The 22,158-nt window shown below is 30.6% G+C and carries 17 protein-coding genes; 7 read left to right on the forward strand and 10 right to left on the reverse strand.

Features of this window, described 5'->3' with window-relative positions:
* Window positions 1-12: 12 nt before the first annotated feature.
* From K324_RS0102850 to trxA, 3 genes are all read right to left on the reverse strand, one after another.
* Window positions 13-2,205 (reverse strand): anaerobic ribonucleoside triphosphate reductase, encoded by a 2,193-nt coding sequence (locus tag K324_RS0102850; RefSeq protein WP_051354378.1) that lies wholly within the window; start codon window positions 2,203-2,205, stop codon window positions 13-15.
* A gap of 619 nt (window positions 2,206-2,824) precedes the next feature.
* Window positions 2,825-3,760 (reverse strand): thioredoxin-disulfide reductase, encoded by a 936-nt coding sequence (gene trxB / locus K324_RS0102855; protein WP_026747822.1) that lies wholly within the window; start codon window positions 3,758-3,760, stop codon window positions 2,825-2,827.
* A gap of 195 nt (window positions 3,761-3,955) precedes the next feature.
* Window positions 3,956-4,267, reverse strand: a complete 312-nt coding sequence (gene trxA, locus K324_RS0102860; RefSeq protein ID WP_026747823.1) for a thioredoxin — start codon at window positions 4,265-4,267, stop codon at window positions 3,956-3,958.
* Between the two features lie 301 nt (window positions 4,268-4,568).
* Here trxA and K324_RS0102865 point away from each other — a divergent pair, with 301 nt between their 5' ends.
* Window positions 4,569-5,225 (forward strand): metalloregulator ArsR/SmtB family transcription factor, encoded by a 657-nt coding sequence (locus K324_RS0102865; RefSeq protein ID WP_026747824.1) that lies wholly within the window; start codon window positions 4,569-4,571, stop codon window positions 5,223-5,225.
* An 83-nt stretch (window positions 5,226-5,308) separates the two neighbouring features.
* Here K324_RS0102865 and nadN read toward each other — a convergent pair whose 3' ends face one another.
* Both nadN and K324_RS0102875 read right to left on the reverse strand, forming a co-directional pair.
* Window positions 5,309-7,102 (reverse strand): NAD nucleotidase, encoded by a 1,794-nt coding sequence (nadN, locus tag K324_RS0102870; protein WP_026747825.1) that lies wholly within the window; start codon window positions 7,100-7,102, stop codon window positions 5,309-5,311.
* 189 nt (window positions 7,103-7,291) lie between these two features.
* Complete coding sequence (locus K324_RS0102875) at window positions 7,292-7,702, reverse strand: hypothetical protein (protein ID WP_026747826.1); 411 nt, start codon at window positions 7,700-7,702, stop codon at window positions 7,292-7,294.
* Between the two features lie 679 nt (window positions 7,703-8,381).
* On the opposite strand from K324_RS0102875, the gene K324_RS0102880 reads away from it, so the two are divergent.
* Both K324_RS0102880 and K324_RS0102885 read left to right on the forward strand, forming a co-directional pair.
* Entirely contained in the window at window positions 8,382-10,589 is a 2,208-nt protein-coding gene (locus tag K324_RS0102880) for a PTS sugar transporter subunit IIABC (protein WP_026747827.1), read from the forward strand.
* A gap of 171 nt (window positions 10,590-10,760) precedes the next feature.
* Entirely contained in the window at window positions 10,761-11,510 is a 750-nt protein-coding gene (locus K324_RS0102885; RefSeq protein WP_026747828.1) for a DeoR/GlpR family DNA-binding transcription regulator, read from the forward strand.
* 137 nt (window positions 11,511-11,647) lie between these two features.
* On the opposite strand, the gene K324_RS0102890 is transcribed toward K324_RS0102885, so the two are convergent.
* Window positions 11,648-14,050, reverse strand: a complete 2,403-nt coding sequence (locus K324_RS0102890; protein ID WP_026747829.1) for a glycyl radical protein — start codon at window positions 14,048-14,050, stop codon at window positions 11,648-11,650.
* Between the two features lie 56 nt (window positions 14,051-14,106).
* Window positions 14,107-14,925: a glycyl-radical enzyme activating protein gene (locus K324_RS0102895; protein WP_015770150.1), complete on the reverse strand. Its 819-nt coding sequence runs from the start codon at window positions 14,923-14,925 to the stop codon at window positions 14,107-14,109.
* A gap of 550 nt (window positions 14,926-15,475) precedes the next feature.
* Here K324_RS0102895 and K324_RS0102900 point away from each other — a divergent pair.
* Together K324_RS0102900 and K324_RS0102905 are read left to right on the forward strand one after the other, a co-directional pair.
* Complete coding sequence (locus K324_RS0102900; RefSeq protein ID WP_036095044.1) at window positions 15,476-16,201, forward strand: transaldolase family protein; 726 nt, start codon at window positions 15,476-15,478, stop codon at window positions 16,199-16,201.
* A gap of 92 nt (window positions 16,202-16,293) precedes the next feature.
* Window positions 16,294-17,064 (forward strand): DeoR/GlpR family DNA-binding transcription regulator, encoded by a 771-nt coding sequence (locus tag K324_RS0102905; RefSeq protein ID WP_026747831.1) that lies wholly within the window; start codon window positions 16,294-16,296, stop codon window positions 17,062-17,064.
* Window positions 17,065-17,339: 275 nt separating this feature from the next.
* On the opposite strand, the gene K324_RS0102910 is transcribed toward K324_RS0102905, so the two are convergent.
* From K324_RS0102910 to K324_RS0102920, 3 genes are all read right to left on the reverse strand, one after another.
* Complete coding sequence (locus K324_RS0102910) at window positions 17,340-19,178, reverse strand: acyltransferase family protein (RefSeq protein WP_026747832.1); 1,839 nt, start codon at window positions 19,176-19,178, stop codon at window positions 17,340-17,342.
* 261 nt (window positions 19,179-19,439) lie between these two features.
* Entirely contained in the window at window positions 19,440-20,063 is a 624-nt protein-coding gene (locus K324_RS14185) for an SGNH/GDSL hydrolase family protein (protein ID WP_036095029.1), read from the reverse strand.
* 157 nt (window positions 20,064-20,220) lie between these two features.
* Window positions 20,221-20,748 carry a hypothetical protein gene (locus K324_RS0102920; RefSeq protein WP_026747833.1) on the reverse strand — a complete coding sequence of 176 codons (528 nt, stop codon included), beginning with the start codon at window positions 20,746-20,748 and terminating at the stop codon, window positions 20,221-20,223.
* A gap of 291 nt (window positions 20,749-21,039) precedes the next feature.
* On the opposite strand from K324_RS0102920, the gene K324_RS0102925 reads away from it, so the two are divergent.
* Together K324_RS0102925 and K324_RS15400 are read left to right on the forward strand one after the other, a co-directional pair.
* Entirely contained in the window at window positions 21,040-21,450 is a 411-nt protein-coding gene (locus K324_RS0102925; RefSeq protein WP_146995943.1) for a hypothetical protein, read from the forward strand.
* 412 nt (window positions 21,451-21,862) lie between these two features.
* Window positions 21,863-22,158, forward strand: a 296-nt coding sequence (locus tag K324_RS15400; RefSeq protein WP_211231542.1) for a transposase zinc-binding domain-containing protein, incomplete at its 3' end; no start/stop codon positions are given.

Raw genomic sequence — 22,158 nt, forward strand, 5'->3', positions numbered from 1 at the left:
CAAATCTCAAAATTATTTTACCCCGTGTTTTACTCTGTCATGCTCTTCAGCCTGTTTTGCACTGTTCCAGCTGTCCAGATCTCCAGTTAGATAACCTGTTATTCTTCTGATTCTGGAAATATTATGGCTTCCACAAATTGGGCATTTGTCATAAATTATCGCTTCCGTTCCGCAATCCCTACATCTGTCAACAGGATGGTTTATTGAACCATAGCCTATTCCAGTATCTTTCATCACTTTTACAATTTTTAGCATAACACCCATATTTTTACGTGCCTCCCCATCCAGTTCCACATAAGTGATATGTCCACCTCTTGTTAATTTATGAAATGGTGCCTCTTTTCTTATTTTATCAAAAAGACTGATTTCCTTTTTTACGTCAATATGGAACGAGTTTACATAATAATCCCTGTCTGTCACGTTTTTAATTACTCCAAACTCATCTTTATCAATACGTAGGAATCTTCCAGCCAGACTTTCAGCAGGAGTTGCCAGAATCGAATAGTTCAAATGATATTTGTCCCTGAACTCATCTGCAACAAATCCCATTTTTTCAATCGTATCATAAAGTGTTTTATAAGCAACTTCACTTGTTCCATGTTCTGCGTCAAACAAGGCATACATCGCATTTGCTCCACCTACAAATCCTATCGAAAGTGAACCTGTATTTATCGCTTCCCCCACTTCCTCATTTCCATCCTTTACACCAAGCCCCTTCCACAAGTTATTGCTTCTCATAAATGGAAATTGCTTTGCCAGAGCTGTTTTCTGGAAATTGTAACGCTCGTAAAGCTGTTCTCCTGCAAGATAAGTCAGTTCCAGCACTTTTTCCTGAAATTCCTCTGTCAATAATTCAATTTTTTTATTATTTTTTTCTTCCTCATTTGCAAATTTGCCAGCCTTTTCCATTTCTGCAATCTCATTTTCCACATTTTTTCTTGTTAAAATTGCAATTCTAGGAAAATTTATGCTCGTAAACGACAAATTCCCACGTCCAAGACTGCTTTTTTCTCCGTTTATATTTTCAAAGACACGTGTTCGGCAGCCCATTGTAGCAATTTCATATTTATATCTTTCAGGATCATCCATTCTCCATTTTTCATGCTTATTAAATTCTGAATCCAAAAATACAAAGTTCGGAAACAGTCTTCTGCTCGAAGTTTCACAAGACAACAGTAATAAATCAAAATTTGGTGCTTCAAAATTTATTTTTTTATTTTCAAAATCATTCTCATAGGAAATTTTTTGATTTCTTGCACTTTCCAAAGCCGCATCAAAATCGCTTTGAGCCAAATTATAGTCATTTTCAGTGTAATTAAGCCCTTCCTTCACTTTAAAAATCTGTATTGGGAAAATTGGAGTTTCATTTTTTCCAAGCCCGCTGGAAGTTGCCTTCAACAACTCACGAATAACCATCCGTCCTTCCTCAGAAGTATCCGTTCCATAATTTATCGAAGAAAATACAACTTGATTTCCTCCACGTGAGTGCATTGTGTTCAAATTGTGTAAAAATCCTTCCATTGCCTGATAAGTTTCATTTTTAGTATCATCATATGCTTCTACCAATAATTTTATTAAGTCATTTTTATTTATTTTAAAATGTTCTCCAAGCAGTTTTATCTCATTTTCATTACACTTAATTGATGAAATATTTTTTAACAGAAATTCTTTTGCATTTTTTTCATATTCCTGCGTAATTTCCACTCCATTTCTAATTTCAACAAAGCTCAAAATTCTTCTTCTCAGGTGCCGTCTAAACGATTTTAACACACCTTTTGCCATATAGAAATCAAATGCGGGTATTGCCTGTCCGCCGTGCTGTTCATTCTGGTTTGTCTGAAAAATAATGGTAGCAAGCGTCGCATAAGTGGAAATGCTCTGTGCTTCACGAATATATCCATGCTTTGTATAAAATCCCTTTTCAAACATATCCGCCAAGTCATACTGCAAACAAGTCGTAGTCTTGCTGGAATAAAAATCCAAGTCGTGAATATGAATAAGCCCCTTTTCATGAGCTTCCTTAAATCTTGGCGACACCAAATTTTCCAAAGCGTAAATCTTTGACACTTCACTTGCAAACTTCATCATCTGTCCTGCTGGTGTCATTGAAGACATATTGGCATTCTCATTGCATGTATCATTGCTCTCAACATTCACTATCCCTGCTATTATATTTTTTAAATTTTCTGTCAATTGTGGTTGCATTTCTATTCCTCCCTCATTTTCTACACTTGTTCTCTCATCCTTAAAAATTCACAAACCATCAATTCCCAGTCCCCTTCTAATTATCAATAACCCAATCATCATTTTAACAAAAAAACACTATATATAGTTTTGATAACATAATGATAACACAATATTTTGTGTTTTTCAAGTTTCATAAAAAATATATATAATTCCATAAAAAGCCAATCTTGTAAAATTTTTTCATTTCTTACCCCATTATTTTTGATAAAAAAAATTTATTTATTTTCCTTTAATCATATATTTTGTAAATTTTTCAACTCAACTTTTCCACATTTTCAAATACAATCTAATACTATTCCCCATTTAAACAGCAAATGTTTAATTAGCAAAGAATTACAACTTCTTGTCCTTAACATAGTTTCTATTTTTTAATGGAATTTAGTATTAGATTTTTGGGTTAATAAATTTCATTTAAAACAGTTAAATAACTAAATTAAAAAATAATTATTTTAATAGTTTTAAAATATATTCTTAGCAAGGTAAATCATCAAATAAAAAATGTACCTCAAAACTTTCCAATTGTTATTATCCAGTTTGTTGGTACATATTTAATATTTTACTTTTTAAAATTTTAGAATTATAAGTTATTTTCCCTTAAATATTCTTCTACATCAAGTCCTGCAATGGCACCACTTCCTGCTGCAATTATTGCCTGCTGGTATCTGTTGTCCTGAACATCACCCGCTGCGAAAATTCCGTTAGTGCTTGTTTTTGAGGATTTTCCTTTTGTTACAATGTAGCCTCTGTCGTCAATTTCGATTTTTCCTTCAAGAAATTTTGTATTTGGAGTTCTTCCGATTGCTACAAAAATTCCATCTGTTGATAAAGTCTCAGTTTCACCTGTCTTGTTGTTTATAAGCTCTATTCCTGTAACTTTTTCATCAGCTAGCACTTTTTTGGGGGTGTAGTCTAATTTCCACTCGATTTTTTCATTATCTCTTGCTCTTTGCTGCATAATAGCAGAAGCACGTAATGTATCTCTTCTGTTAATGATTGTAACTTTGTTCACAAATTTTGTTAGAAATACAGCTTCTTCCATCGCAGTATCTCCACCACCGATTACAACAACATCTTTCCCACGATAGAAAAATCCGTCACAAGTGGCACATGCACTGACTCCTTTTCCTATACTTTCCTTTTCATTTTCAATTCCAAGATATTTTGCACTTGCTCCTGTTGATAAGATTACTGTTTTTGTTTCTATGATATTTCCGTTATCCAAATGTAATTTAAATGTTTTTTTGCCATTATTTTCAACATCTTCAATATCTTTTACAACTGCCTGCAGAAATTCAGTTCCAAAATTTTTAGATTGAGCCTTTATGTCCTCTACTAGCTGTGGGCCTGAAATTCCTTGTGGAAATCCTGGAAAGTTTTCAACTTCTGTTGTAGTTGTAAGCTGTCCTCCAGGTTCCATTCCATTTATTACTATGTTTTTTAGTCCTGCACGGCTTAGATAGATTGCGGCTGTCAGTCCTGCGGGCCCTGATCCTATAATTACTGAATCATACATATTTTTCACCATTCCTTTTTTGCAATTTTTCGTTTTATAAATTATGACTGAATCTCACTAAAATTAAAAAAATTTATTGACTGAGTAAAATCATAATTAAATTTATTTTTTAATATTAAAGCCTAGCAAAATTGAAAAACAACTGCTAGACTTTTTCTATAAATATTTCTTTAAGTAATATATTTTATTTAACTTTTATAATACTTGGTTTACTTCTTCATAAAGTGCTTCTTTTGAGTGTAATCCAACTAATTTTTTAACAGGTTTTCCATCCTTGAATAAAATTAATGTAGGTATGCTTTGGATTCCAAAAGATTGTGCCAGTTCCAATTGTTCATCCACGTTTACTTTTCCAACTGTAGCTTTTCCTTCCATTTCCCCTGAAAATTCTTCAATAATAGGAAGCTGCATTTTACAAGGGCCGCACCATTCTGCCCAGAAATCTACTAAAGCCACTCCATTTGCAATACTTTTTTCAAAATTATCTTTGTTTAAACTTAATGCCATTTTACATCAACCTCTTTCTTTAATTATTTTTACTAAGTTTGTAATTTACAGTTTATTTTTTAAAAAAATTATGTTATACTATTTTTATAAAATCAACTATTCAATTAATCAATTGAATAGTATCATATTTAAAATAAATTGTCAATATTTTTATTACAAAATTTTAAAAATGTGCTCAAACTGCTTCAATATTAAATTGGTTAAGATTAAATGAACGTGGGGCTTAAAATAATCGTAACTTTCGAATCTAATTTTAAAGAAATTTGGTGTAAATACGGAAAGTAAAAAGGAGCTGAATTAAATGGATAAAATATGTGAAAATTATAAAAATAGCCTGTATTCCGGATTGTCAAAAATTGGGAAATGCCTGTCCAGCGAGAAAAGAATTGAAATACTGGATTTGCTTGTGCAGGGAGCAAAAACTGTGGAAAGTATTTCAAATGAAACAGGAATGAGTATTGCTAATACTTCAAGACACTTGCAGGTTTTAAAGGATGGTAATCTGGTTGTTTGTGAAAAAAAGGGGAATTATGTTGTTTATGAGATTGCAAATACGCAGATAATTGACTTGGTGTATCTTCTGATTGGGGTAGGGGAGCAGCAGCTTTCGGATATTCAGCGAATACACAGTGAATTTAATGACAGTTGTATGAAAATTCGTCCAATTACACTGGAACAGGCTTATGAAATGGCAAAAAATAAAGAAACATTGATAATTGACTTACGTCCAGCAGATGAATTTAATTCAAGCCATATAGAGAATGCGATAAATATTCCAATGAAAAATCTTGAAGAAAATCTAAAAAAATTACCAAAAAATAAGGAAATAATCGTTTATTGCAGAGGAAGAAACTGTGCCTATGCAAATCTTGCTTCCAAACTTTTGAATGATAACGGATTTCATGCTTATAGCCTGAATCAGAGTTATTATGATTGGCAGAAGTATAGTGACTTCTAATTTCTAATGGGGTTTAGTATAAAATAGAGCTATTATAATAAAAAGACTATTTCAAAAAAATTTTTGAGATAGCCTCTATTTTTTTAATATTTAAATTTTACATTTGAAGATTCAGGCCTTCCAACTGTTTTTTTCTCCTTGACATAGTTTATAAATGAAGTTTCAACACCTAAATGTGTATTTGTCCCTTCTCTTCCTGGAGTTGAGGTGATTTTACCAAAAGTTGTATATCCATCTTTTCCTGCAGCAATATATGAATTTGTTCCTACAGTATAAGTTTTTTTGGCATCAATTGGAACCCATTTATTTGTTTTTGCGTCTAGCACTTCAATTTTTTTAACTCTTGTCCCTAAAGTTCCTTCCCTAGTTGCTTCAAATCTTATTCCTGCTCCATAAGGGAATGCTCCTGAAGATCCTCCGTCAAGTGCAAAGTTCAATGAATCTTCTATGACTTGTTTTATTTCTGCACCATTCATTTTTAAAATGTAAATAGTATTTGAAGTAAATGGAAGTAATGTATAAGCATCATCATAGGAAATTTTTCCCGGAGTTAAAGATATTCTTACCCCTCCTGAATTTAATATTACCATGTCAATATTACCCGTTCCCATATTTTTAAGCGTGTGTAGAACTGTTTCAGATACAAGTGTTGTAGCTAAAGATCCTTCCGGATTTTTATCATTAGGTATTCTGTTTGCAGATCCACCAGGGATTTCCTGTGTTATATTTCCTATTTCCTTTTTACCCAGCTCATTTTTTTCTGCTTTATATCTTGCGAGCACTTTTTGGGCAGCAGGATCTTCTTTGACAAATTTTATATCTTTACGGCTGTTTACATATTTGATAATATCTTCTTTTTCTTTTCCTTGAAGCTGACTTTTTTCACCTTTGTCATTTTTAACTTCAAACAAGTTATCTCCAATAACTATTGTAGGTTCCGCCTTTAATTCAGTAACTACACCCTTATCGTTGAATTTAATTTTCATATTTCCTACCATATGTGAATAACACCATGCTTCTGCAACATATACAGGCTCCCCTGCCGGTGACATTATTTTTTTAGGATATTCCGCAACAGGCTTTAATCCATATTCTTTATAGCTTTCTCCCAATAGATAGTGAGTATCTCCTGTAATAATAACATCTATTCCCGAAACTTTTTCAGCGATTTCAAGATTTTTTTCATATCCTGCATGTGATAGGAAAATTATCTTGTTGATTCCTTTTGCCTGAAGTTCTGCTACCATTTTTTTGGCTGTTTCAACTTCATCGTGAAATTTTATATCTTTTCCAGGACTTGAAGATTCAATGGTTTTTCCTACTACATCTAATCCCACAATGGCAACATCCTGTCCATCTATTTTTTTAATTACGTAAGGAGTCCATTTTCCCTCCAAAATACTTCCCTTATCAGGAATAACATTAGCTGAAACTACAGGTATCTTTAATTCATCAAGGAAATTTTTTAAGACAGTATTACCATCATCAAATTCATGATTTCCTAAAGTGAACAAGTCAAAATGTCCTACATTCATAAGTGCCGCATCAGCTTTTCCTTTAAACAAAGTGTAATACAATGTTCCAGAAAGAGCATCTCCTGCATGCAATACCAGATTATTTTTACTAGATTTTTTTAAATCTGTTATTCTTTGAATCATTCTTGGCATTCCACCAACGTTGACAGTGACTTTTTTCCCATTAAGAACTAAGTCCATTTTTTCTTCTTCAAGATGTGAATGGTGATCGTTAATGTGGATTAAATTTAATTCCAGTGTTTTAGCTGAAAGTCTGTTTTTTGAAGCCGTTTTTTTTCTAGTTGCTCCCATAGCTGATATGCTTATAGCCGCCGCTAACCCTAATAAAATTAATTTTTTCATGTTTCCTCCTTATAAGTTTTTATTTTTTCAATATGATTATATCCTAACTTTTTTAAAAATCAAGAATAATTTAATATTTTTCAAATATACTTAAACTTCTTTAAAATCAAATCATTAAAAATTAAAGAGACTTAAAATTTGAGTAAATCATAACTTTTAAATTCTGTTTTAAAGTAGTTTTATTGTAATTTATTTATCCAAACGATTTTCTTTTATTAAATCAAAATATTTATTTAATGACGGGGAACCAAAGTTATTTAACCATTCCTGTTTTGGAATTGTGCAGTATTTGGAATAATATTTTGTGGTAACATTTACGGGATTTTTTTCATTCCCGAATAATCCTTCCTCCTGTATTATTCTTCCATAAGTGCTTAAAGAAGAATTAAATGTATCTATCATTTCCATATTTTTGTTATCTTCGTGAAATGAACGGAGTAAAACCTGCTTTATAATAAATCTGCATCGAAAGTCTCCCGGGAATATTTCCTGCACGTTTTTAAAAGTATCATCAAATTTCTTATCTTTAAAGGGATCTTTTATATTTCCAAACGAAATTATATTCATCATCAAAAATAAATATATTGCCACTTTTTTCATAATAACCATCCTTTCTTTTTTTCTATCATCCCACATTTATTCTAAAAACTATACTCAAATCGTCTAAAAATAAAATTTTATATAACATATTCATAACTTTTGAGTTTGATTTTAAAATGATATCACTATATTATAACCTGATTTTAAAAAAATGCACATTAATTTTTTTAAATTTTAAAACTATATTTAAAATATAATTTAAAGTATACGTTTCAAAGCAGGAATGTTTTTTTAGTTTAATAATTTTAAAATGGCAAAAAACAGCATAAAATAATTTAAAATTTAAAATATTTTATTATTTTTATGAAATATTTGCAAAAAAATGCAAAAAAACGCTTGACTTTATAAAAATTAAAGTTATAATATTAAAGAGGAACAATATGAAACTAAGTGAAATCAAAAATAATACTTAGTTAGAAAATAAAGATTAAATTAGAAATAAAATCAAATTGTTTTAAAATATAGCAATTCCAGTTTAAAATGAGAGTAGAAGGTTAGGCTGTATCTGTAATCAATCCATTGATTTTTACATATTTTTACTCCAATTTTTTAGTGGATTGACTATAAATATAAAATTTTAATTGTGCAGCTCAAAATACAGGAGTTGACTAATTTTTAAAAATTGAATTTTAGGACAGTTTGAAAAAATTTAATATTATAATTTTATTTGGAGGATGTTATGAAAAAAAACAAAAAAGAAAATCAGATTTTTCTTACATTGCAGACAATAGGAAGGGCGTTCTTCCTGCCAGTTTCGATTTTACCAGTTGCCGGATTGTTATTAGGTTTAGGGGCTTCGTTTACAAATCCTAAGACAATAGCGTTTTATCATTTAGATGGATTGCTTGCACAAGGGACACCTATGAATTATGTCCTTACTGTAATGAATAACGTTGGACTTGCAGTATTTGCCAATTTGCCTTTGATATTTGCGATGGCAGTAGCGTTGGGAATGGCGAAAAAGGAAAAAGGGGTTGCGGTGCTGTCCTCTGGACTTTCATTTATAATAATGCACACAACTATTAAAACATTATTGGTATTTAGCGGAAAAATTTTACCTGACGGGACTGTTTCGGAAAAAGTGCTGGATGGTGCGATAAGTTCCGTGCTTGGGATACAAACGCTTGAGATGGGAGTGTTTGGGGGAATTGTAGTAGGACTTGGAGTTGCATTTTTGCATAATAGATTTTATAAGACAAAACTTCCTGCAGCAATATCATTTTTTTCAGGAGTTAGATTTGTACCAATTATATGTACGTTTGCTTATATTGTTGTAGGATTCATTTCCTTTGCAATTTGGCCAGTTATTCAACAGGGAATATTCTCAATTGGAAGAGTTGTAACAGGTTCGGGGGATATTGGAATATTTATTTTTGGATTTATGGAAAGAATATTGATACCTTTTGGACTTCATCACATCTGGTACATTCCATTCTGGCAAACAGGACTGGGTGGAAGTGCAATGATAGATGGAACAATGGTTTCAGGGGCACAAAACATATTCTTTGCAGAATTAGTATCGCCAAACACTACACGTTTTAGCATAGATGCGGCTAAATTTATGACAGGGAAATATTCATTTATGATGGGTGGACTTCCAGGAGCAGCTCTTGCAATGTATCATTGTGCAAAACCAAATAAAAAGAAAATAGTTGGAGGATTGTTACTTTCAGCGGCTTTAACAAGTTTTCTTACAGGGATTACAGAGCCTATTGAATTTACATTCTTATTCGTAGCACCTTTCGTATTTGTTGTTCACTGTATTTTTGCAGGAATTTCATTTGCACTTATGAGAATACTTGATATAGCAATAGGAACAACGTTTTCATGCGGATTAATAGACTTCACATTATATGGAATTTTGCCGGGAAGTTCAAAAACACACTGGGTTAGATTATTGCCGATATTTGTAATATATTTTGTACTTTACTATTTCTTCTTTAAATTTGTTATACAAAAATGGAATTTAAAAACTCCAGGAAGAGAAGACGATGATGAAGATACGAAATTATATACAAAAGATGACTATAACACTATGAGAGATAGTAGAAAACAAGGAGCAATAACAGAAGATACAGTTTCACAGGCAATTATAGATGGACTTGGAGGACTTGATAATTTTGGTGATGTTACGTGCTGTGCAACTAGACTTAGAATGCGTGTAAATAATATGGATTTAGTAAATGAGGCAGCATTAAAACGTACAGGAGCAATGGGAGTTATCAAAAAAGGAAGTGGAATTCAAGTTGTATACGGGCCTACTGTGTCAGTTATTAAAAGTAACTTGACAGAATATATCGAAAAAATAAAAGAACACGGCATGGAAGCCTCATTTGCAGAAGAAAAACCAGGAAGAAATATAGATTTGAATGTTTTGAACTTGAGTGAAGAGGGCGTAAATGAAAATTATGAGTCCCTTGAGGCAATAAATCAGATAATTGCTCCGTATAAAGGTAAAATTTACGATATTGAAAACATTGGTGACAAAATATTTAATACAAAGGTTCTTGGAGATGGTTTTGCAATAGAAATTGAAGGCGATAAAATAATCGCTCCAACTGATGGAACAGTAGTAAATGTTTATACAACAGAACATGCCTTTATTATTCAGGACAAGTTTGGACATAATATTCTGATACACGTTGGACTTGGAACAGCGGGATTAAATGGAGAAGGTATAAAATTGTTTAAGAAAATAGGTGATACAGTCAGAAAAGGTGAAAAAATTGGAACATTGGACAGAAATGCAATAACAAAAGCAGGAATTTCGTTAATTTCACCTGTAACTTTCTTAAATGTAGACAAGGCAAAATATGGTATAAAAGTTGAAAAAACTGGAAATGTGGAAGCTGGGGAAGAAACAATTATATTTATAACAAAAAAATAATTAACATAATAAAGCCTCTATAATTATATAGGGGTTTTTATATACATTATTAAATTAAAATATATAATAATTTTAATAGATATTAATTAGAATTTATAAAAAGTTTTTCTTGAAAATTTTTCTAATATTCGATAGAATAAAAAAATAATATAAAGATTGGATATGATAAAAATGCTTAAAAATGAAAGACAGGATATAATTTTAATGAAACTTAATAATAAAGGTAAAGTTGTAGTCGGAGAACTTGCGATTGATTTGTCCGTTTCTGAAGATACGATAAGAAGAGATCTCGCTGAAATGGATACAAAGGGACTTCTAAAAAGAGTTTTTGGTGGGGCATTGCCTTTAAACAGATATGCTTTAAATTATACGGAAAGACAGAATTTTGAGCCTGAACTAAAATACGAACTGGCATTAAAAGGTGTAAATTTACTAAAGGATGGGCAGTTAGTTGCGATAGACGGAAGTACAACAAATCTTCAATTAGCAAAAGCTATTCCAGTTAATTTGTCACTAACAGTAATTACAAATAGCCTAGCTATAGCAAGTGAGCTTTGTAATCACAAAAATATAGAAATAATAATGGTTGGTGGAAATCTGTTTCAAAAAATTATGACTAATGTGGGAAATTTGGCAGTAGAGCAAGTAAAAGAATATTATCCAGATATTTGTTTTATGGGAGCTTATGCAATTCATCCGTTAATGGGGATAACAAGCCCTTATGAAAAGGAAGTAAGTGTAAAACGTCAGTTTATAAAGTCTTCAAGCAGAGTTGTGACGTTAATTATACCAAATAAATTTAATGTAATAATGCCTTATAAAGTGTGTGATATGACAGATGTTACAACTATTATAACAGATAAGAGTGTATCAGCGGAGATACTGGAAGAGTATGAAAAAATAGGAATTGAATGTATTTGAGCAAGGAAGGGGGCAAATGCCTCTTTTTTTGTCTTGAAACTACTGAAAAACTATAAAAATACAAGGAGCTTAAAATTACCAGCCCCTTGCAGTAAAGAGAAAATTTATTTTAGAAGTTTATCTAAAAGGATAAATATTTATATTCTTTGTTCCGTTCTTGAAATAATATCATTTTGTGTAGTTCTGTCAAGTGTAACAAATTGTGCACAGTATCCAGCCACTCTTACGATAATATCTCTATGTTTTTCAGGTTCAACCTGTGCCTGTTTCAATGTTTTTCCTGAAATAATGTTAAATTGGATATGCCATCCTTTTGAACTTATAAATGATTTTATTACATTTACAAATTTTTCAAACTGTTCTGGAGTATTTACCAGTTCAGGTGAATATTTTTGATTCAATAATTGTCCACCTGTAATCATTAAAGTTGGCAATTTGTTTACAGAATTTAATACTGCTGTAGGGCCGTTTGTGTCAGTTCCCTGAGTTGGAGAACCACCTTCGGCTGCAGGTGTATAGGCGTATCTTCCGTCTGGAGTTGCACCGCTTACTGTTCCCATTGGTACATTTGAAGAAATTCCAGATGTTGAAACTCCATAACCGCCATTAATTGGTCCTCTTCCGTATCTTGTATTGTGATATTTTTGAATTTCATCAATGTATGTCCAGTAGATATTTGTAGCAAATTCGTCCACTTCATCAATATCATTTCCATATTTAGGCACTTCCAGCAATATTTTTCTGATTCTTTCCCCATTTTCACTCGCATAATTTGTCTGAAGAGCATTATAAACCTCTTCTTTTGTTAAAATTTTATTATCAAAAACAGTGGTTTTTAGTGCATACAGTGAGTTTGCAGCATTTGCGATTCCCACTTGAAGTCCTGAAATAATATCATAAACTGCTCCACCTTCTTTTGCGGAAAGTCCTCTTCCAATACAGTCATCAATTAAACTTGACAATAAAATGTCAGGAAATTCTTCTAAATGTGTATCAGCCAATGCATCAAGCGCAACAGATAGTTTTGTATAGTGTTTCATATATTTTTTCCATGCTTCCCATAAATCCTCATAAGTTTCATAGTCAGTCAGTTTCCCTGCTTTTAGTAATTGAAGTCCAGTTCTGGCATCGTAACCGTCATTTAACACAAGTTCAGTTGCTTTTACAAAGTTTAAAAAAGTCATTCCTGTACATCTGTAACCCCATTTTCCAGGAACAGCAACTTCCACACATCCAACCATTGAATAATTATAGGCATCTTCAATTTTCACTCCTTTATTAAGCAATGCAGGAACTATTATTTCATCTGTATGCATTGCAGGCATTCCATAACCTGTTGCAGCTACTTCGGCACATTTTCTTATGAATTTTTCTGGAGAATTTATATGAAATCTTGCAGAAAGATTCGGCTGTGTAAGTTTATTTTCTCCAACACTTTCCAGAATTAAATAGCTTAATTCATTTGTAGAATCTTTTCCACTTGGAGTTGATCCTCCAATTGTAACATTCTGATAAGTCGGATAACCTGCACCGTAGCCAGAATGTGAAGTTGAACGGACTTTTATTACAGAGTAAAGTTTTACCCATAGGCATTGCAGCATTTCCTTTGCAAATTCCCTGTCTAAATTTCCTTCCAAAACATCTTTTTTATAAAGTGGGTATAAATATTGATCCACTCTTCCAAGCGAAGCTGAATGCCCGTTGCTTTCAATCTGAATTACCAGATGTATGAACCAGATTGCCTGTACACCTTCCCAGAATGTTTGAGCAGGATTTTCAGGTACATTTAGGCAGTTTTTCTGAATCTGAAGCAATTCTTCTTTTCTTTGAGGATCAGTTTCCTTTTCAGCCAATTCTTTAGCCAAATTTGCAAATCTATGAGCAAAGTCAATAGTCGCCTGTGCCACAATTTGTACAGCCTTCAAGAAATCAATTTTATTGTATCCGCCATAAACTGTAATATCCACTTTTTCCATAGAAGCCTTAGCCTCTTCTATTACTCCCTTTAGTCCTTTTGTTAAAACTTTTTTAAAGTCAGGGACGATGTGTCCGTCACCAGAAGTCATATTTCCTTCACCATGAATGATTTTTACAGTTCCAGCCTCCTTTATTTCCTGTGGCATTTGAGCATGAGCTTTATCCTTCAATGTTTTTCCACGCCACCATTCACAAATTTCAAGTAATTCAGGAATTTCTTCTTCAGGAATTCTGAATTTATCTCCATCCCTATGATCAAAGTTTCCTTTCGCCTTAATTTCATCTACAATCCAGTCTACTGCATATTCAGGAAAAAGCGGAGCTGTTCTTTCGTCAACAGACTGATTTCCCACAATAAGTTCTCCATCTTTTATGTAAATTGTCATATTTTCCAGAATTTCCTTGACTGCATAGGCACGAACAATATATTTTGATTTCCCCTCATGTTCTTTATATGCTTTAGTCAAAAGTCTACCTCTTTCAACACTTACTCCTGGAAATTTTGATAAAGCCGATTCTCTTAATTTTTTTACTCTTTCACTTTTCAAAACAAATTCTCTCATTGCCTTTTCCTCCATTTTTTATTTTAATATCTTGTCTTTATTTTTTATTAATTTTTTTATCCATTCAATTTTGCCTGTAAACCATAACTTTTCATTATATTTAAAGCATTATTTAGTTCATCTTGTGTATGTTTTTCAAGTGTCTTCATTGGATATTCTCTTCCTAATTTTTTATATTTTTCAAGTCCCATTGTGTGATAGGGCAGTATGTTCACTTCCAGCAAATTCAGCTTTTTTAAAAATTTTGCCGTTTCGTGAATGTTTTTTTCATCATCGTTAATTCCTTTTATAAATGGAAATCTCATAATGATTCTTTTATGCCATTCTGAAAGTTTTGTAAGATTTTTCAAGATTATTTCATTTGAAACAGCGGTATATTTTTTATGTTTTTCGTTGTCCATATGTTTTATGTCAAATAAAATTGTATCCGTCAATTTTGCCAATTTTTCAAAATCCTTGTAATTTCCATATCCTGTTGTTTCTATAGCAGTGTTGATATACTCTTCTTTTAACTTTTCAAAAAGTTCTATTGCAAAAGCTGAATTTACAAGTATTTCTCCACCGCTTAACGTAACCCCTCCGCCAGAATTTCTATAAAAGTTTTCATCTTTCATCACAATTGCAAACACTTCTTCCAGCGTCATATCTTTTGCAACTTGTTTTAGTGTATTTGCAGCAGGACAGCCAGAACATGAAGTTTTATTTCCTTTATAAAGAGAGCCGTCGTAATCCCAAAATTCGTTTTCCAGCTTTTGTGTTTCAGGATTGGAACACCACAGACATCTAAGTGGACATCCTTTAAAATACACGACTGTTCTAATTCCTGGCCCATCAAATGTGGCTCCCCTTTCAATATCTGTAACTAAAGCTCTCATATCCTTTACACCTCTTTTCCTTTTGAAAATATCTCTTAAGTTTCATTTTGTTTCTTTATATTTCGATTTTACATTATTTTTGAAAATTTGTCAAGAGTTTTATTTAATTTTGTAAAAAAATTTATAAAAAAACCTGCAATAAATAATAATTGCAGGGAAAAAATTATTTTTTCATTTTGGGGTGTTATCTTCTACTTAGGATGTAGTAAATAACCACAAGTTGAACTAATATAAAACTATATCCCGTTCTATTTGGACATCACCCCCAATCATAATATGAATTAGGCAACGAACCCAAAAATATTATAGCAAAACTTAATACAAAAAGCTAGTTCAAATTGAACTAGCCCTTGTCGTTGTTTTTTTCATATTATGATTGTTTCTTTACATGTTAATTATAACATAAAGAAAGTAATTATTCAATCAAAATTTTTATAAAAATTGAAAAAAGACATTGACATTTTTTAAATTATATATTAAAATAATATCGAAATTAAACGAAACTAATTAAAATATGGAATTATTATTTCAAAAAATAAAAAAAGAAAGGATGATAAGAATGCAATATTTTATTGATACGGCGAATTTGGAGAGTATAAAAAAAATTAGCGATATTTTTCCAATAGCGGGGGTTACTACAAATCCTACTATTATTGCGAAGGAAAAAAGAGATTTTAAAGAGATTATAAATGATATTTTTGATATTATTGGAAAAGATAAGATTGTGCATGCTCAGGCTGTTGGGAGTACATCTGAAATAATGGTAAAAGAAGTGCAGCTTTTGCGTGACACTTTTGGAGAAAATTTTTATACAAAAATTCCTGTAACGCCTGAAGGTATAAAAGCCATAAAAATTTTGGCAAAAGATGGGCATAAAATAACTGCAACAGGTATTTTATCACCACAGCAGATAATTATGGCAGCAGAGGCAGGGGCAGAATATATGGCTCCATACATTAATCGTTCTGACAATATTGGCGAAAATGGAATTGAAATTGTAAAGGATGCTTATAAAATCCTTGAAATGACTAAAAAGACTGATGAGGAAAAATTGACACAGTACAAAAGAATCTTTGAGCCAAAAATATTAGGTGCTTCGTTTAAGAATGTAAGACAGATTCACGAAACAATTCTGGCTGGATCAAAATCTGTAACAGTAGCTCCAGATGTATTTGAAAAATTAATTTATCATCCTTACACAGACTGGAGCATGGATACGTTTAATTCTGACTGGGAAAAGATTTATGGCAAAAAAACACTGCTTGACTTGTTATAATTTTTATTCTTTCAATTTTTTATAAAATTTTGAAATATTAAATGAATTTTGGTATAATCTAGGTAACTATAAAAAAGCATTGGAGATTTGATATGTTTTTGGATGAAAGACTGGAAAAAATACTGGAAATTCTGAAAAATGAGAAAAAAGTAAAAGTTACTGATTTGGCGGAAAAATTTAATGTTTCGGAAGTTATTATAAGAAAAAACCTAAAAAGGCTGGAGCAGGAAGGAAAGCTGAAAAGAACCCATGGAGGTGCAATCTTGCTAAAAGAACTCGCACATTTCAGCACACTTGAAGAAAGAGTCATAAATAGAACAAAACCAAAGGAAATTATTGCAAGAAAAATCATAGAAAATATCGAAAGTGGAGAAACAATATTTTTTGATATTACAAGTATAAACTACATCGCAGCAGAATATCTTGCAAATTCTCAAAAGGAAATAACCCTTATCACGAATATGCCTAGCATAACAACACATTTTAATAAAAATTCAAAAATAGACATCATTATGATAGGTGGCGAATATAACAAGGAAATTGGTGGAAATGTTGGAATAGAAGCTATTAACTATATAAAAAAATACAATGTGGATAAGAGCTTTATCGGAAGTGCCGGAATAGACTTGGAAGCTGGAAAAGTGATGAACTTTGAAGCAAATGATGGAAATACAAAAAAAGAAATTATGAATATTTCAAAAAAAATATTTTTAGCAACTGAATACAGAAAATTAGGTATTCTTGGAAATTATAAGTTTAGTAATTTATCAGATTTTGATGTATTTATTTGTGAAAAAGATAAAAAAGATTTTTTAGAAAGTTATAAAAAAATTTTTGATAAATTTGAAGTGAAAATTATATAGATTTCCTCAAATTTTTGAGACTAACTGTAATTTTGTTATATATTCAAATCTTTTCAGTATTAAAGAGTAATTTTACTATGCATTATAAATTTTATATATTTGTGAAAAGCCAGATTTATTAATTTGGCTTTTTTTGTCTTATGTTATAACATTCAATTCAATCTCCTTTTTGCTAAACCCCGTTTAAAAATAAGAATAAATTTTTATAATAATTAATTTGATAGCTTTGTTAAAAAAACTATCTCAAAAAATATTTCAAGATAGCTTTTGTTAAATTATTTATTTGTATCTGCATTGGTATTTGAATTTAGAATGTCTTTACTTAGTACAGAATACAGCAGGTTAATGTACCTTTTGGCTGCATGAGGTTTTGGATGTGTTCCGTCCTTGTAGAAATATTCCTGTTTACCTTTGGAATATGAATACCAGTCGATTACCTTTATATTTGGGTTTTCGGCACTTGCCTTCCTGATTTCCGCATTGACACTGTCTTGCCACGGATCAGGCATAACTGTATTTATAAAGTAAATATCGTGTCCTTTCAATGTTTCCAAAACAGATTTCATATCCTTTTCGTAAATTGTTCCATTTGTTCCAAGTGCAATTACAATGATTTTTCTTAATTTCCCGTCCTGAGCATAATTTTTTAACATATTTGGCAATTCATAAAATTGACGTCCAACTTTTGTTTCAATGATGGAATTTGGATATTTTTTCTTCAAGTCAATTTTTGTCATATCTAGCACAGAATCTCCGATAAATAAAATATTTCGTTCATCATTTGGGTATTTTTTCAGAATTTCATTTTGAATTTTTGTTTCCTCTTCTATTCCTTTAGATGGGGTATTTATCGCCGTGAGAAGTTCATCCATTGTTAAGTTTCCATTTGGTGTATTTGTTGTTGGAGTAGTGGTAGGAGCAGGTTCAGGTTCCTCTGTAGTTGCGTTAGCTGCCGCTGCCTGTGCTGCCTTCATTTCCTCCAAATCTTTATTTTCATAAATTGGTGAATATATTAAAATTGCAAAAATAGAAATTAAAACAGGATAACTTATGTATTTTATACTTTTTTTCTCAAATAAAAGGTAACTTAATTCTGAAATTGTCACTAAGACAATAATTTGGATAAAAAATTGCTGAGCGTTTGAAAGTTTTGCCCATTTAAAATATTCACGAGCAAATATCATAATTGGATATTGCCACAAATAGTATTGATACTGATGTTGTCCTAATCTTATTATTGGATTAAAGATTTTAGGATATTTTGAAAGATCGAATTTTTTTAATTCAGGTTTTGAGAATAGAACAATTGTAAATCCAATCAAAATACTTGATAAGAACATCAGCCCATAATAATTGTAGGCACTTCTGTAATCTATTCCAAAACAAAAGAAAATTAAAGAAAATAGCCCTAAAATCCCTAAAACATATATAATTTTTTTCTCGGTATCTTTTTTTATTTCTCTATTTGCATAAAAACACGCTATTGCAGCTGGACAAAAAAATGCAAAGGCTCTTGTGTCAGTTCCATAATATATTCTGGAAAAATCCGCTCCTTCTGGAGATTTTGAAGTTATATAGAATACACAAGCCATTATTAATGCAGAGATTATCCCAATTCCCAAAAATATAATTCCGATGGTATTGTTTTTTAATTTCAGTTTTTTAAGCCCCTGTAATAAAAGTGGGAAAAATACATACATCTGTATCAGGAACGATAATGCCCAAATATGTGTCAGGGGCAAGATAATTCCAAAATTGTCAAAATAGGACATTTTTGAAAAAATCTGATAAATATTATTTAGTCCCAATATTGAAAATATTGCACTGTATTTGTATTTCATTTCAAGTCCATTGTTTACAAAATATAATGCGATGGTTGAAATTAATATCACAATTAGCAGACTTGGATAAACTTTTCTCAGCCTTCGGTTAATTACTGAAAAAACTGAAAAATCTCTGGAAAGCAATCCAGTCGTAACTAGATACCCGCTTAATGCAAAAAATATAACGACACCGATGTAAGTCCCCTTGTAGGAAAACCAGTGATAAACACAGATAAGAACAAGTGCAATTGTTCTAAGTATATCAAGGCTTTGTATTCTTTCCTTTTTCATAAATTAAAAAATTCCTTTCTTTTAAAAATATATTTGTATAATAATTTAATTTTATAGATTTTTATTTGATTATTAATAATTATTTTTTATTTTAATAATTGTCTTATTTAAAATATTTAAAGATAAAATTTAATAAAAAAAACTACTTCAAAACAAACTGTTTAAATTGCATAAAATACTATGTTTTATGATATGGCTCAACTTTTTTAGTTTGAAATTAAAGTAGTTTTTATAAAAATTATTTATTTAAATCTGTTTATTCTATTGAACATTTTTTGTATCAGAAGAATCTGAAGATTTTTCTTTTACAGGTTCAGTTTTTTCATTTTCTCCAAGATAATGTTTTTTAATTTCATTAGTTATAAAGTCTGCATAATATCTTTGCCCTTTATCATTTAAATGAGTTCTATCTTTATAGAAATATTGGTTTTTCCCTTTTGCATAAGAGTACCAGTCAATTAGGTAAGCATTGTCATATTGTGCGACTTTTTCCTTTAATTTTCTATTTACTTCCTGTTCCCAAGGATCCTTGTGTGCAGTGTTCATAAAGAATACATCTTTCCCTTTTGCCATTTCCATAACATAATCAAAATCTTTATCTGTAAATTTCCCATTTGTTCCAAGATGCACAACTAATACAGTTTTTAATTTCCCATCTTCCACTAATTTTGTAACAATTCCTGGAAGTGTTGAAAATTGACGTGATATTTTTGTGTCAAAATAAGGATTTTTGAAGTTAGGTGCAATATACTGCTTACTGCTGTTCATTATCGAATCTCCAACAAACACAATATTTTCAGGCACTTTCTCGCTAAACATCTCTTTGGCAATGATAATTCCCGAACCAAAAACTAATATTACTAAAACAAAAAATAATTTTTTCATAATTTTTCTCCCTTTTTTATTTTTTACTATTTTTTTGTCTAAAAAACTTTTTTATCAAAAAATCTTTTAAACACATCATTATAAGACATTATTTTTCTTTTGTCAAATTTTTTAAAAATTGATTTTTTAAGTAAAAAATATACGGGAAAATTTCAATCTAATCAGTTGCGAGTATTATTCTGTAATCATTCTCTGGGTTTAAAAACACCATTTTTTTTAATTTTGTATCATAAGCATAAGCCAAAGGCTCATTGCTTACTTCTTGAAGAATTGTCCCTTTTTCCAGTTTCAATCTTACTTTTTCCTCTTTTGTTGAACCAGAACCGTCCTGTTCAGGAGAGTCGTCAATATATTTTGTCAAGAAATATCCCTGACTATCCTTTTGAATCTTAAAACTGTCAGATGTATCTGTATAACCAAATGTCTTATTCAAAAACTTTTCTTCATGTAATTTTCCATCCGTCGTAAATTCTTCATCCATCCCTTTTGCCAGATTACCCGAATATTCCCTATCTGAACTTGAATTTTGGTTTATATTTATTTCATTACTTGCATGTTGCTGTATTATTTGCTCCACATTTTGTGTATTATTTTCAGGTGCAGCAGAAATATTTTTATTGTCGTTGTTTCCGCAAGACAGTACGCTGATAGCTAGTATTGCTATAAGTAGAAAAATTTTTTTCATATATAATCCCTCCAAACTTCATTTTTTAAAGTAAAATAATTTCCGTTTTATTATATTGAAATTATATAATATTTTTTTAAATATGTCAAGTGATTTTACAGTAAACGAAATACTATATAAAAAAACGTAAAATATTAAAAAACAACAATATAATGATTATTTCATTTGAAAACTTTAAAAATAAATTTAAAAACAACTTGACAACCGCATTAAATGAGGTATAATTATAATAAGAGGTATTAATAATATATTAAAATTTGTAATTAAATAATGTTAAAGGGAGGATTTATTATGAAAAAATTGTTATTAGGTTTTATGTTTATCTGTGCTTGTGCGATAACTTATACTTATCCTAAAGATATAAACATTACTAAAAGTGAAGGAGCTTACATAAGAGCCAATTTTGGTACTTTATTTGGAAAAAATTTTGTATGTCAAAACATAGGTAGGACTTATGTCAATTTTCCTGCCATTTATGATGGAAAAAGGCCTGATTTAAATAAAGCTCTGTTAAATCTTATTAGAAAAAAAGATAGGAACTATACTCCACAAGGTTCTAATCCAGAAGGTTCTGATCCATATATTGGTGAAGTAGGATACTGGTATTTCAATAACTGTAAATTATTTCCAACTGGAATTAGAAAAATTAAAGCACTTGATTATTTTTATGGACATATGATGTATTTTGAAAATGAAGGGTAAATTTCGAGTAAATTCACAAGATTATTTGAAGATAAATTTAATAAAAAATAGCAAGAAGTAATTGTTATGAAAAAATATTATTAAGTTTTATATTTATCTGTGCTTGTGCAACAACTACGTATATTCTAGAGAACTAGCTGTAAAAAATAAGATTTGTCACAAGCACTTTTTAACCTTATAAGAAAAGCAGATTCTAGCTATTATGGCTTTCAGATGAGGAAAATATAACATTATGGTAATAAAATTGTGTTACATATAATGAAATTGAGGTTAGAAATAGTAAGACTTTGGAATATTTTTATAAATATGTTTCAATTTTTAATTTTCTGTATTGAGAATAACTTAATATAATAAGCAGTATAATAAAAAAAGCCGAATAGAAATTCGGCTGATTTTTTTGTATAATATATTTATGATAAACATTACACAAAATAAACTGAAATATATTTTCAGTAACAACAATATTTTACTAGATTCCTTAAAATTTTGCAAGAAAAATAATATTGGCGACAGTCACCTTGAACATATTAAACTTTCCTTTGATAAATTTCTTGCCTGCAGGGATATTTCAAAAGGTTTTGTCAAGTTCAAATGTCCTCACTGTCCTGTTACACACCTGTTCCCTATTACTTGTAAGTCTAAGCTCTGTCCTTCTTGTGGTTACAAGTACTCTAGGACATGGACTGAAAATATTCAAAAACATATTCT

This window comes from Leptotrichia trevisanii DSM 22070 (assembly GCF_000482505.1).
GTDB classification, from domain to species: Bacteria; Fusobacteriota; Fusobacteriia; order Fusobacteriales; family Leptotrichiaceae; genus Leptotrichia; species Leptotrichia trevisanii.

Bases quoted from the DNA above. Each gene is read 5' to 3' on its own strand.
- K324_RS0102885 (WP_026747828.1), top strand. From the start codon at position 10,761: ATGCTTAAAAATGAAAGACAGGATATAATTTTAATGAAACTTAATAAT.
- nadN (WP_026747825.1), bottom strand. From the start codon at position 7,102: ATGAAAAAATTAATTTTATTAGGGTTAGCGGCGGCTATAAGCATATCA.
- K324_RS0102895 (WP_015770150.1), bottom strand. From the start codon at position 14,925: ATGAGAGCTTTAGTTACAGATATTGAAAGGGGAGCCACATTTGATGGG.
- K324_RS0102865 (WP_026747824.1), top strand. From the start codon at position 4,569: ATGGATAAAATATGTGAAAATTATAAAAATAGCCTGTATTCCGGATTG.
- K324_RS0102890 (WP_026747829.1), bottom strand. From the start codon at position 14,050: ATGAGAGAATTTGTTTTGAAAAGTGAAAGAGTAAAAAAATTAAGAGAA.
- K324_RS14185 (WP_036095029.1), bottom strand. From the start codon at position 20,063: ATGAAAAAATTATTTTTTGTTTTAGTAATATTAGTTTTTGGTTCGGGA.
- K324_RS0102880 (WP_026747827.1), top strand. From the start codon at position 8,382: ATGAAAAAAAACAAAAAAGAAAATCAGATTTTTCTTACATTGCAGACA.
- K324_RS0102925 (WP_146995943.1), top strand. From the start codon at position 21,040: ATGAAAAAATTGTTATTAGGTTTTATGTTTATCTGTGCTTGTGCGATA.
- trxB (WP_026747822.1), bottom strand. From the start codon at position 3,760: ATGTATGATTCAGTAATTATAGGATCAGGGCCCGCAGGACTGACAGCC.
- K324_RS0102910 (WP_026747832.1), bottom strand. From the start codon at position 19,178: ATGAAAAAGGAAAGAATACAAAGCCTTGATATACTTAGAACAATTGCA.
- K324_RS0102920 (WP_026747833.1), bottom strand. From the start codon at position 20,748: ATGAAAAAAATTTTTCTACTTATAGCAATACTAGCTATCAGCGTACTG.
- trxA (WP_026747823.1), bottom strand. From the start codon at position 4,267: ATGGCATTAAGTTTAAACAAAGATAATTTTGAAAAAAGTATTGCAAAT.
- K324_RS0102905 (WP_026747831.1), top strand. From the start codon at position 16,294: ATGTTTTTGGATGAAAGACTGGAAAAAATACTGGAAATTCTGAAAAAT.
- K324_RS0102900 (WP_036095044.1), top strand. From the start codon at position 15,476: ATGATAAGAATGCAATATTTTATTGATACGGCGAATTTGGAGAGTATA.
- K324_RS0102850 (WP_051354378.1), bottom strand. From the start codon at position 2,205: ATGCAACCACAATTGACAGAAAATTTAAAAAATATAATAGCAGGGATA.
- K324_RS0102875 (WP_026747826.1), bottom strand. From the start codon at position 7,702: ATGAAAAAAGTGGCAATATATTTATTTTTGATGATGAATATAATTTCG.